This is a genomic window from Cetobacterium somerae ATCC BAA-474 (genome assembly GCF_000479045.1).
GTDB classification, from domain to species: domain Bacteria; phylum Fusobacteriota; class Fusobacteriia; order Fusobacteriales; family Fusobacteriaceae; genus Cetobacterium_A; species Cetobacterium_A somerae.
Genome location: NZ_KI518090.1, coordinates 38,883 through 51,426, shown reverse-complemented (window position 1 = coordinate 51,426; position 12,544 = coordinate 38,883). Strand labels below are relative to the sequence as shown.

Below are 12,544 nucleotides of genomic sequence, written 5' to 3'. Positions count from 1 at the left end.
CTCCCTATAAAGCTTCCTCTTTGTCTATACACTCTAATACTTCTTTTGCATTTTCACAATTTAAAAGCTTTTCTCTAAAATTTTCATCTCTTATTAATCTTGAAATTCTTGCCAGCACTTTTAAATAAATTTGACTATCTTTAAATGGTGATGCAAATACAAAAAATATTTTTACTTTTTCTTGATCTAAAGATTTAAAATCTACTCCCTCTTTACTTATTCCAAAAGCTATTGTTAAACTCTCTGCTGCATCAGTTTTAGCATGTGGTATTGCTACCCCTTTTCCTATCCCTGTGCTTCCTAAATTCTCTCTTTCTAAAAGAGCTTTATATATTACATCTTTTTTTTCTATTTTTTCTGATTTTCCTATTAAAGCAGACAGTTCTTTTAAAGCTTCATCTTTATTTTTAGCTTTTAGATTAAGTAATATTAGTTCTTCTGACATATAGTCAGTTATTTTAACTATGTTTAACATGAGTAACCTCCAAATAAATGTTTCTTTAGATTTAATTTTGTATCTAAATGATAATTTATATATTTTTCATAAAGAATAATCGCATCAATTAAAGTGCTTAATTCCACCCTTTTCTCATCTGATACTTTTTTCTCCACATTTGCTAACACTTCAAATAAATCTCTTTTCAAAGGTATAACTTTATCATTTCCAAAATCTGTTATAACTGATTCAGAAATACTAAAATATTTTTCACCTGATATATTTATTCTATAACCTTCATTTTTTATAATCCAATTCATCATTTTTAAAACCATAATAAAATTATTATAGTTATCACTTTTTATAATAAAGTATAAAGCTTTTTCTATTCTTTGAAAAAACTCCTTTTTTCTCTCTCCTGGCAAGACTATCTCATTAATAATAGAGAGAATATAAGATACTATCTCCAATTTTTCTATATCTTTTTTTAAATCATAAAAAAAATCTATCGAATCAATTGTATTTAGTATAAAATTATCACCTTTTTTATAAAATGTAAAATTTGATAGAGTTAATAAATCTACCGAACTTTGGTCTCTTTTTTTACTTTTTCTAATTCCTCTAACTAAAAGATCAATCTTTCCAAAATTTTCAGAAAAAACAGTTATAATTCGATCTCCTTCTCCAAAATCTACTTTTTTTATTATTAATCCTTTAGTTTTTATAAATTTCATTTTTTTAGTTCCTTTCTTTTAAGGTCACTATTTACTTTTGTGTCTTTCAAGTCTAAATCAGCGACTTTACTTTCACTTTCAAATATCTCCATCTTAATCGGTAATAAATACCCATCTACTTTTTTATACTCTTTTATTTTTATTCTGTAGGTATCTTTATATTTTAATTCTTTTACTTTTTGTAAATAATAGTTATCTTTAAAGTTTTTATCATTTTGATCTTTATTTTTCAAATCTTTTATAATTGATAAAAAATTACTCACATCTTCACCATTATTTTCAGATACCTCATCAAATAATGGAATATAAACTAAAGATTTTTCATTTTCATATTGAAATATCTCTCCTTTATTTACATTTGGCGAGATTACTTCTTTTCTCAAATAATCTGGTGAGATATACTCAATTTTATATTCCTTCACTTTTTTCTCACCATTTAAATATACTGTTTCTTTTACTGTAGAATATATATCTTTTATATCAGAAATTCTATTTGGTGATGCAAAAATTGATGTTCCTATTAATAAAAACATAGCTATTTTTTTTATCATCTATCCACCTCTGTAAGAACTATTATTTCATTCATATCTATTATATTAAATGGTAATTTTACTAAATATTCTACATTATTTTCATATTTTTTTCTTATTTCACATACCTCTCCAATATATAAACCTTTTGGGTATATATCACTTATTCCAGAAGTATAAACTTTATCTCCTACAGATAATTGTGCTTCATGAAATGATACAGGTTCAAAAATAAGTTCATCACTTCTATTTCCTTTTACTATACCTACTGTATCCCCTGTTGCAGTTGCACTAACTACTGAATCTTGAAAAGTTATCATTTGAACAACAGAGTAATTTTTAAATACTTTTTCTACTTTTCCAATTAGAGATTCATTATATAAAACTGGCATATTTTTTTCTATTCCATCTATTTCACCAATATTTATAGCAAAACTTTCATACATCTCTCTAGTTTGTTGAAAACTTATTTTCCCAACTTTAAATTTAAATTTAAAATGATCTTTCATATCTAAAAGTTCTCTTAGTCTATCATTTTCCTCTAATAACCTTTGATTCTTTTCTTCAATTAAAGACTTTTCTGCTAGCGTATGTTTCAATTTATTATTTTCATTTAATAACTCTTTATAATTTATAACACTCTCTGTGCTCTCTTTAGCTTTTTTACCTAAAAAATATACACGAGATTGAAGAGGTAAAAAAATCTCTTCAATCTCTGTCATTGTATACATAAATACGTCTTTAGCAAAGAAAACTACAACCATTAAAATTATAAAAATATATATAATGTTTAATACTTTATTTTTTTTCTTTCCTATTTTCATCTCTATCCTTTTATAATTTCAACTAATATTTTTGATAAATCTACTAAGTCTTTTATCTCAATATACTCCTCTAAAGTGTGAACTTTTGTCATTCCTACAGCTAAGTTTACACTTGGAACACCTTTACTATTATAAATATTTGTATCACTACCTCCACCTGAAGATGCAGTCTCACTTTTTACACCAGCTTTTTCACAAGCAGCTTTTACAATCTCTACAACCTCTTCACAATCTTCAAGTGCAAATCCAGGATACTCAACTTTAACATCATTTTCTAATTTTGCTCCAAAATCATCGCAAACCTTTTGGAATATATTAAATGTTTCATCTAATAAAGATTGTAATTTTTCATTTGATAAACTTCTAGCTTCATAATCTAATTCAACTGATGGCATAACGATATTTGTGGCTTGTCCTCCACTTACAACTCCTATATTTGAAGTTGTTTCAGTATCAACTCTACCTAATTTTATTTTAGTTATTGCATGTGCTGCAACTGTCAATGCATTTATTCCACTTTCTGGAGAAATACCTGCATGTGCTGGCTTTCCTATAATTGTTATTTTTCCTCTAGCTGCTGACGGAGCTTTTGTAATTATTTTTCCTGGCTTTCCACTTGAATCTAATATAAATCCAAAATCTACACCGTAGCTATCAATATCAAAAGATTTTGATCCTAATAACCCAATCTCTTCTCCCATAGAAAAAACTACAATTATTTCTGGATGATCTAAATTATTTTCTTTTATTACTCTTAACATCTCTATGATAGCTGCAATTCCACCTTTGTCATCTCCACCTAATATAGATGTCCCATCTGATTTTATTATACCATTCTCTATTACTGGAACAACTTTTTCACAAGGCACAACTGTATCCATATGAGCACTAAATAAAAACTTCTTCTTTCCTGTAGCTTTTAAAATTCCAATTATATTTCCACAGTTTCCACCATTTAACTCACCTGCATTATCTTCTTTTACTTCTAACCCTAATTCTCTTAAAACTTTTAATAAATAGTCTCCCATAGCTCTTTCATTTTTTGAAGGAGATGAAATTTTTACCATATCTAAAAAATTTTCTACTAATCTAGCTTCTCTTATCATTTGCCCTCCCACAGGTTATCTGTTTTTTGATATTCTTCTCTAGATTATATTACATTGTCATTCCTTTGTAAAGAGTTAAAGGTAACAAAAAATAACAGTAGTTAGGTACTACTGTTATTTTTTTCTAATATATTTATGTTATTTTAAGTCTTTTTTTGAGTAATACTTTGTATGTAGTATTCTATGAGCCTCTGAACTTAATGGATGCTCTAAATATTTTTCGTATAGTGATTGTATGTATGGATTTTCATGTGATTTTCTAAATGTTTTTCCATTATCTATACTTTGCAATCCTTCTGCTCTTTTTACAATTTTTTCAAAATTTCCATGATGGTAAGGTTGTCCTCCCCCTCCAACACATCCTCCTTTACATGCCATTATTTCTATTGCATGAAAAAATTCTTCTCCTGTTTTAACTCTATCTAAAATATCTCTTGCTGCAGATAACCCATTTGCTATTCCAATTTTTACAATAGTATCTCCAACCTTAACTTCACTTATTTTAATACCTTCCATTCCTCTCATAGCTTTAAAATCTACATCTTCTAAAGTTTCATTTGTTACCCATTCATATAGTGTTCTTGTTGCTGCTTCTATAACTCCGCCTGTTCTACCAAAAATAACAGCTGCTCCTGTTGAATAACCTAAAGGATTATCAAATTCTGATTCATCTAATTTTCTTAAATCTATATTTGATTGTTTTAAAAGATGAGCTAATTCTCTTGTCGATATTGAATAATCTACATCTGGAATTCCATCAGTTGCAAACTCCGGCCTAGAGGATTCGTATTTCTTTGCTAAACAAGGCATTATGGAAACATTTATTATTTCATCTCTTTTAATTCCTCTTGCTGGTCCCCATATGTTCTTTAATACCGCTCCAAACATCTGTTGTGGTGATTTTGCTGAAGATGGTATATCTAGCATATCTGGATAATGGTGTTCTATAAAATTAACCCAAGCTGGACAGCACGAAGTTAGAATTGGAAGTTTTACACTCTTATCACCACTTAAATACTTTTCTAATCTTTGCTTAAATTCTGCTGCTTCCTCCATTATAGTTAAATCTGCTGCATAATCCGTATCAAATACATCATCAAAACCTAATTTTTTTAATGCTGTTACCAACTTTCCAGTTACATCTGTTCCTGGCTCATATCCAAATTCTTCACCTATTGCAACTCTTACTGCAGGTGCTACCTGAACTGTAACTCTTTTTCTTGGATTTGCAATATCTTTTATAAGCCCCCATGTGTAATCTTTTTCATACAATGCTCCAACTGGACATACAGCTACACACTGTCCACAGAATGTGCAGTTAGTTTTATCTAAATCTGATTCAAAAGCTGTTGAAACAACTGATTTAAATCCTCTATTAACTGCTGATAAAACTTGGCATTTTTGAATATTATTACACATATTCTCACATCTTCGACACATTATACACTTATCTAAATCTCTAACTATCGATGGAGAAACCTCTCTTCTATACTCAAATATTTTCCCCTTAAATCTGATATCTCTTATTCCAAACTCCATTGCCAAAGTCTGTAAATCACATTTACCATTCTTAGCACATATTAAACAATCTGTTGGATGATTTGATAACATTAATTCTAGTACATTCCTTCTTTTTTCTAAAACTTCCATAGTATTTGTATTTATTATCATTCCTGGTGATACTGGTGTTGCGCAAGCTGGAACTAAATTTTTTCTTCCTACAACTTCAACAACACATATTCTGCAAGAGGCACAATCATTTTTAAATCCAATCTCTGGAATATTCATATAACATAAGCTTGGTATTTTTATTCCAGCTGTTTTAGCTGCCTCTAATATTGTTGTTCCTGCTAAAGCTTCTATTTCTTTACCATCTATTATAACAATAACATTTTTCATAAATTACCTCCACTAAGCTATATCTATTGCACTAAACTTACAAGCATTATAACAAGCACCACATTTTATACATCTACTTTGGTCTATAACATGTCTTTCTTTAACTTTTCCATCAATACATGCAACTGGACATACTCTTGCACATGCTGTACATCCTACACATTTATCATTTATTAGATATCTTCTTAAAGCTTGACACTGTCCGGCTCTACATTTTTTATCATGTATATGCTCTAAATACTCATCTAAAAATTGATTTATTGTAGATAAAACGGGATTTGGTGAAGTTTGCCCTAGTCCACAAAGAGAAGTTGTTTTTATTGTTTGAGATAGCTCTTTTAATAGTCCTATATCCTCTTCCTTTCCCTCTCCTTTTGTTATTCTATCTAAAATTTCCCACAATCTAGTATTTCCTATTCTACAAGGTGCACACTTTCCACAAGATTCATCAACAGTGAATTCTAAATAAAATTTAGATACTGCAACCATACAGTCATCTTCATCCATTACTATCATTCCACCTGATCCCATCATAGACCCTTTAGCTAAAAGAGTATCAAAATCTATTGGTGTATCTAAATCTTTTTCAGTTAAACACCCACCTGATGGACCTCCTGTCTGAACAGCTTTAAATTTTTTATTATTCTTTATTCCACCACCGATTTCAAAAATAACTTCTCTTAAAGTTGTCCCCATAGGAACTTCAACTAATCCAACATTATTTATCTTTCCAGCTAAAGCAAAAACTTTTGTTCCAGGAGAATTTTTTGTTCCAATACTTCTAAACCACTCTACCCCTTTTAAAATTATTTGAGCAATATTAGCTAAAGTCTCAACATTATTTACTATTGTTGGTTTCCCCCAATATCCCGATTCAGCTGGATATGGTGGTTTTGTTGTTGGTTCTCCTCTTCCACCTTCCATAGAGTGTATTAATGCTGTTTCCTCTCCACATACAAATGCTCCAGCACCATATTTTATTTCAATATCAAATTGGAAATCTGTTCCAAATATTTTCTCTCCTAATATTCCATTCTTTCTAGCCGTTTCAATCGCCTTTCTCAATCTTTCTATTGCTAATGGATATTCAGCTCTAATGTAAACTAATCCCTTTGTAGCTCCTATAGCATATCCAGCAATAATCATACCCTCAATAACACTATGTGGATCTCCCTCTAAAATAGATCTGTCCATAAAAGCACCTGGATCTCCTTCGTCAGCATTACACACTACATATTTTTGATCTGATATATTTTTAGAGGCAAATTCCCATTTCAAACCTGTTGAGTATCCTCCTCCCCCTCTTCCTCTTAAACCTGAATCTTTAATTACTTTTACAACACTTTCAGGGGTCATTGTTGTTAATATTTTTTTTAAAGCTGCATAACCTTCAGCTGCCATATATTGTTCAATCGATTCTGGATCTATACTACCACAATTTTTAAGAGCAATTCTTATCTGTTTTTTATAAAACTCCATATTTTCCCCTTCAAAAACTCTCTCACCATTTTTAGGGTCTATATAAAGTAGCTCTACTATTCTTTTCTCACTAATTATGTCCTCTACTACTATTCTTTCTGCATCTTCTGGCTTTACTTCAATATAAAATGTATTTTCTGGCATTATTTTTACTATAGGTCCTTTTTCACAAAATCCAAAACAACCTGTTTGTATGACTTCAACATCATTTTTTAATCCATGCTCTTTAATTGAATTTCTTAAATTTTCTACAATCTGTTCTCCTTTTGCAGATAAACAACCAGTACCACCACAAACAAGTATTTTCTTTTTTTCTTTCATAATTAGCCTCCTAAAATACTTTTAATGTAATATCGATCCTCTATTTTGATGCTTCTTTCCTATATTTTTCTAAGATTTTTTTCATATCTTTAACCTCTTCTTTTCCATAAACATCTTTTCCTATTAAAACTACTGGAGCTAGTCCACATGCTCCAACACATCTTAATGCATCTATAGAAAACAATCCATCCTCTGTTGTTTCTCCTACATCAATTCCTAAGTAATTTTTTACACTATTTAAAACTTTTTCAGCCCCTCTAACATAACAAGCTGTACCCATACAAACTGATATCGGATGCTTTCCTTTTGGTTTCATTGAGAAGAAATGATAAAAACTTACCACTCCATACACTTTAGCAATTGGAATATTCATCTCTTTTGCTATAAACTCCTGTACTTCTTGTGGTAAATATCCAAAAATCTCTTGTCCTTTATGAAGTACAGAGATTAATGCTCCATTTTTTTCTTCAATCTCACTTATATACTTCTTTAACTCTTCAAACATCTCTTTTTTTAATTTATTATCACAAGCCATTTTTACCTCCTATTTTTCATTTTAATTTTTCCCAAAGAATTTATTCTATTTTATTACTATATTTTTTTTAAAAAATCAATAGCTAGAACAATTTAAATTTTCAAATAAAAAAACCTGTAGACATAATCTACAGGTTTTAATTGTTTAATTATTTTGCTGCTTTGTAAGCGTTCTCTGATCCGAAAACTTCTTTAATTTTTTCTTTATAGTATGATTTCATCTCTTCTTTTGCAACACCTAAATATTTTCTTGGATCGAACTCTCCAGGTTGCTCAGCAAATACTCTTCTTACTCCTGCTGTAAATGCAAGTCTTCCATCTGTATCTACGTTTATTTTTGCAACACCTGATTTTGCTGCTCCCATTAACTCAGTGTTAGGGATTCCAATAGCGTCTTTTAATACTCCACCATATTTTTTGATCTCTTCAACATATTTTTGAGGTACTGCTGATGATCCGTGTAATACGATTGGGAATCCTGGGATTCTTCTTTCGATTTCAGCTAATATTTCTAACTCTAACTTTGGATTTGTTCCAGGTTTGAATTTGTGAGCTCCATGTGAAGTTCCAATAGCGATAGCTAATGAATCCACTCCAGTTCTTGATACAAACTCTTCAACCTCATCAGGATTTGTAAATATGCTGTGCTCAGCAACAACGTCATCTTCTACTCCAGCAAGAACTCCTAATTCAGCTTCTACTGTAACGTCAAATTTCTTTGCATATTCAACAACTTCTTTTGTGATTGCTATATTCTCGTCAAATGAATAGTGAGATCCATCGATCATTACTGATGAGAATCCTGCATCTATACATGATTTTACTGCATCTAAGCTTGGTCCGTGATCTAAGTGAAGTGCTACTGGAATATCTGATCCCATAGCTCTTGCTCTGTCTACAGCTGCCTTAGCTAAAAGTGGAGTAACCTCTTTTGTCATATACTTTAATGCTCCTGTTGAACATTGTAATATAACTGGTGATCCCATCTCAGCACAAGCTTCAACGATTGCAAGCATTTGCTCCATATTATTGAAGTTAAATGCTGGAACAGCATAGTGCTCTTTGTTAGCTTTTGCGAACATTTCTCTAGTATTAGATAATCCTAAATCTTTGTAATTATATGACATAATTTTCCTCCTAATATTTTATTCATCTATTAATATAACAAATTTTTACACTAAAATCAATTTTTGAAACTATTAGTTTTTTATCTTTATTTGACTTAAAATATATCTAAAAAACCACTTTATCTTTCTTTTACTTTTAAATATCTTAAAAACCTCAGGTATTAACTCTATTACATCTTCTATTACCCTTTGGTATGAAGATAGACTTTTGGGCAATATATTTTGAGTATTTACTAACCAAGATAAAAGAATTAAATTTATAATCCTTAAAAAGCTTGAAGCAAAATTTAAGATTCCACCCTTTGTAACATATATACTGTAAATTTTAAATAGAACCTCTCCCTCTTGATGATAATATATCTGAGCCAAAAAAGTAGTTAAATATATAAATATAAGAAATTTTAATTTCTTTAAATGTTTTAAAAGTTCTTTATTGAATATAATATTCAATACAACTCCAATAAAAAGAAGAACTCCCAATACCGTCATATTTTTAACAAATAGATTCAAAACAAATAAAATTAAAAGACTACTTTTTAACAACAGTCATACCACCCATATATGGTACTAAAACTTCTGGTATTAAGAATGATCCATCCTCTTGTTGATAATTTTCCATAATTGCTACTAGAGTTCTACCTACTGCTAATCCTGATCCATTTAATGTATGACAGAATTCACTTTTCGAATTTCCTTCTGGTCTATATTTTAGTCCCATTCTTCTAGCTTGGAAATCTCCACAGTTAGAACAAGATGAAATCTCTCTAAATTTATTTTGACCAGGTAACCATACTTCTAAATCATAAGTTTTAGCTGCTCCAAATCCCATATCTCCAGAACATAATTGAATAACTCTATATGGTAATCCTAATCTTTGTAATATTGTTTCTGCATTAGCAACCATTTTCTCTAGCTCATCATATGATGTTTCAGGTGTTGCTAACTTTACCATTTCAACTTTATTAAATTGATGTAATCTTATTAACCCTTTCATATCTCTTCCATAAGAACCAGCCTCTCTTCTGAAACAAGGTGAATAAGCTGTATAATATTTAGGTAAATCACTTTCATTTAATATCTCTTGTCTATGTATATTTGTTAATGTTATTTCTGATGTTGAAATTAAGAACATATCATCAGTTGTCTTATACATATCCTCTTCAAATTTTGGTAATTGTCCTGTTCCTTCACAAATATCTCTTTTTACAATAAATGGTGTTAGATGCTCTGTGTATCCATGCTCTGTTGTATGAGTATCTAGCATAAAGCTAATTAAAGCTCTCTCTAATCTTGCTGCTGCTCCTCTATATACTACAAATCTTGAACCTCCTAATTTTGCTCCTCTTTCAAAGTCTAAAATTTCAAGATTTTCTCCTATTTCCCAGTGCTCTTTTGGTTGGAAAGTAAACTCTCTAGGTGTTCCCCATCTTCTTATTTCAACATTATCCTCTTCGTCTTTTCCGATAGGAGTACTTGAGTGGTACATATTTGGAAATGTCATTTGGAAATATGTTACCTTCTCTTCTACTTCTGCAAGTTTTGCATCTAGTTCTTTTATTTCAGCAGAAACTTTTCCCATCTCAGCTATAATTTCAGAAGCATCCTCTCCTGCCTTTTTTCTTCTAGCTACTTCTGCAGACTCTGTATTTCTTTTATTTTTTAGCATTTCAACTTTGGATAAAATCTCTCTTCTCTCTGTATCTAATTTTACAAACTCTTGAAGATCAATATTGCTTCCTCTGTTTACAAGCATTTCTTGTAACATATCAATGTTTTCACGAATAAATCTTAAATCTAGCATAGCTTTTCTCCTTTATAATTAATTATATGTTTTAGATTTTATAACCTTTTTTTATTATATGTACGTCCTTTATATCTACTCCTGCTAAGATTAAAAAAGAGTTTGGTGAAGTATTAACCAATTCTAAGTTTATTGTGTCATCTACTCTTGAAAAATCTTTAACTCTTTCTCCTAAGTTTCTTTCTGATATCTTTCCTTTTTTCTCTTTTCGCTCAATTATTTCCTCTTGATTAAATAGAGTTTCTAAGGTATCTATATCACTTTTAGAACCTGTTATTTCAAATATAGCATTTGTATATACATCTACAATACTTCTTTTATCTTCGATTGTTTCTACTTTAGTTACTTTAAATCCTGGAACTGCTGCAGAGTTCATTCTTTCCATTACCTCTTCATTTGTCATCATTTCTGATAACTCTATATCCATTAATTCATTAAAAGCTTCTGTTCCTAAAGATACTGGATTTCCTAAGGATATCTTTGGTCTTGGATGAAATCCTTGAGTATATTTCATAGGTATATGAGCTTTCTTTAATAATCTATCTGCAAATCTAAGCATATCCAAATGGGATATAAATCTCATTTCACCATACTTATCAAAAGTTATTCTCTTTTTCATTAAACTACCTCATTTTTTTTATTTTAATATATTGTATCATGTTACACCTTTAAATTAAATACCTTTCTTCAAAAAAATAAAAAATCTAAAGTTGATTTAACCTCTTTAGATTTTTCTTTATTTTATTATTTTTAAAGTTTCTTTTCCAGCTCTTTTACTCTTTTTAATAGTTCTGGTAATTTCTTTTGAGCAGCTTTTACTTTTAAGTCATCTTTTAGATTCATTAATGGGTGTCCAGCTAAAACCTGATTATCATCAACATTTCCTATAATACCGGATTTTGCTCCAACCATTACATTGCTACCAATCTTAATATGTCCTGCAACTCCAACTTGTCCACCTAAAGTTGTATTATCTCCCACTTCAGTACTTCCAGCTATTCCTACTTGAGATATGATTAAGCAGTTTTGACCAATTATATCATTATGAGCAATTTGAACCAGATTATCTATTTTTGTATATTTTTTAATTACTGTATTTCCAATCGTTCCTCTATCAATTGTTGTATTGGCACCTATTTCTACAAAATCTTCAAGAATTACAGATCCTATCTGATCTATTTTTGTATTATTTCCATTTACCTTTACAAAACCAAATCCATCTGATCCAATTACTGCTCCTGGTTGAATAACACACTCTTTTCCAATTTTACAAAACTCTCTTATTGTTACATTTGGATAAATTACTGTATTATCCCCTATCTCGACCCCTTCACATATTGTTACATTTGGATAAATCATTACATTTTTTCCAAGTTTAACATCATGCCCAATATAAGCATTTATTCCAACAGTTGTTCCTTCACCTATTATAGCTGATTCTTCAACTAATTTTTCCATTTTTTTCAGCTTTCTTTTAAAAAATGCTAATAACTTAGGCATTAAAACTCTTGGATTATCCTTTACTAGTAAATATGTCTTTCCATTTTCTGGTAATACCATTCCAAATGGAACAATTACAACACTTGCTTTAGTTTCGTCTAATTTTTTTAAAAATTTTTCATCTGATGCAAAAGTTACTTCTCCTTCTTCAGCTTGAAAAAAGGGAGATAACCCTGTAATGTTTACCTTGGCATCTCCCTTTACCTCACATTCAAGAAGGGTTATTAACTCATCTATTTTATAAGTCATTTTA

General features: G+C 29.9%; 13 protein-coding genes. All 13 read right to left on the bottom strand.

Annotated features, from left to right (window positions below):
- Nucleotides 1–4: 4 nt before the first annotated feature.
- Entirely contained in the window at nucleotides 5–475 is a 471-nt protein-coding gene (locus HMPREF0202_RS02775; RefSeq protein ID WP_023051861.1) for a PTS sugar transporter subunit IIA, read from the bottom strand.
- Entirely contained in the window at nucleotides 469–1,170 is a 702-nt protein-coding gene (gene recO / locus HMPREF0202_RS02770) for a DNA repair protein RecO (protein WP_023051860.1), read from the bottom strand. The genes HMPREF0202_RS02775 and recO overlap by 7 nt, the downstream gene beginning before the upstream one ends.
- A complete protein-coding gene (locus HMPREF0202_RS02765) occupies nucleotides 1,167–1,721 on the bottom strand; it encodes a LolA family protein (RefSeq protein ID WP_023051859.1) in 555 nt (184 codons plus the stop codon). Before HMPREF0202_RS02765 ends, recO begins: the two co-directional genes overlap by 4 nt.
- Nucleotides 1,718–2,524 (bottom strand): rod shape-determining protein MreC, encoded by an 807-nt coding sequence (mreC, locus tag HMPREF0202_RS02760; RefSeq protein ID WP_023051858.1) that lies wholly within the window; start codon nucleotides 2,522–2,524, stop codon nucleotides 1,718–1,720. Before mreC ends, HMPREF0202_RS02765 begins: the two co-directional genes overlap by 4 nt.
- A 2-nt stretch (nucleotides 2,525–2,526) precedes the next feature.
- Nucleotides 2,527–3,630 carry a M20/M25/M40 family metallo-hydrolase gene (locus tag HMPREF0202_RS02755; RefSeq protein ID WP_040406175.1) on the bottom strand — a complete coding sequence of 368 codons (1,104 nt, stop codon included), beginning with the start codon at nucleotides 3,628–3,630 and terminating at the stop codon, nucleotides 2,527–2,529.
- Between the two features lie 138 nt (nucleotides 3,631–3,768).
- Nucleotides 3,769–5,529 (bottom strand): NADH-dependent [FeFe] hydrogenase, group A6, encoded by a 1,761-nt coding sequence (locus HMPREF0202_RS02750; protein ID WP_023051856.1) that lies wholly within the window; start codon nucleotides 5,527–5,529, stop codon nucleotides 3,769–3,771.
- A gap of 12 nt (nucleotides 5,530–5,541) precedes the next feature.
- Nucleotides 5,542–7,329 (bottom strand): NADH-quinone oxidoreductase subunit NuoF, encoded by a 1,788-nt coding sequence (locus HMPREF0202_RS02745; RefSeq protein ID WP_023051855.1) that lies wholly within the window; start codon nucleotides 7,327–7,329, stop codon nucleotides 5,542–5,544.
- A 40-nt stretch (nucleotides 7,330–7,369) separates the two neighbouring features.
- Complete coding sequence (locus HMPREF0202_RS02740) at nucleotides 7,370–7,864, bottom strand: NADH-quinone oxidoreductase subunit NuoE family protein (protein WP_023051854.1); 495 nt, start codon at nucleotides 7,862–7,864, stop codon at nucleotides 7,370–7,372.
- A 148-nt stretch (nucleotides 7,865–8,012) separates the two neighbouring features.
- Nucleotides 8,013–8,990, bottom strand: a complete 978-nt coding sequence (fba, locus tag HMPREF0202_RS02735; protein ID WP_023051853.1) for a class II fructose-1,6-bisphosphate aldolase — start codon at nucleotides 8,988–8,990, stop codon at nucleotides 8,013–8,015.
- A 72-nt stretch (nucleotides 8,991–9,062) separates the two neighbouring features.
- Nucleotides 9,063–9,533 (bottom strand): energy-coupling factor transporter transmembrane component T family protein, encoded by a 471-nt coding sequence (locus HMPREF0202_RS02730; RefSeq protein WP_023051852.1) that lies wholly within the window; start codon nucleotides 9,531–9,533, stop codon nucleotides 9,063–9,065.
- Nucleotides 9,520–10,791 carry a serine--tRNA ligase gene (gene serS / locus HMPREF0202_RS02725; RefSeq protein WP_023051851.1) on the bottom strand — a complete coding sequence of 424 codons (1,272 nt, stop codon included), beginning with the start codon at nucleotides 10,789–10,791 and terminating at the stop codon, nucleotides 9,520–9,522. The genes HMPREF0202_RS02730 and serS overlap by 14 nt, the downstream gene beginning before the upstream one ends.
- Nucleotides 10,792–10,822: 31 nt before the next feature.
- Nucleotides 10,823–11,410 carry a TIGR03936 family radical SAM-associated protein gene (locus HMPREF0202_RS02720; protein ID WP_023051850.1) on the bottom strand — a complete coding sequence of 196 codons (588 nt, stop codon included), beginning with the start codon at nucleotides 11,408–11,410 and terminating at the stop codon, nucleotides 10,823–10,825.
- A gap of 131 nt (nucleotides 11,411–11,541) precedes the next feature.
- Nucleotides 11,542–12,540: a UDP-3-O-(3-hydroxymyristoyl)glucosamine N-acyltransferase gene (gene lpxD, locus HMPREF0202_RS02715; RefSeq protein ID WP_023051849.1), complete on the bottom strand. Its 999-nt coding sequence runs from the start codon at nucleotides 12,538–12,540 to the stop codon at nucleotides 11,542–11,544.
- Nucleotides 12,541–12,544 lie beyond the last annotated feature (4 nt).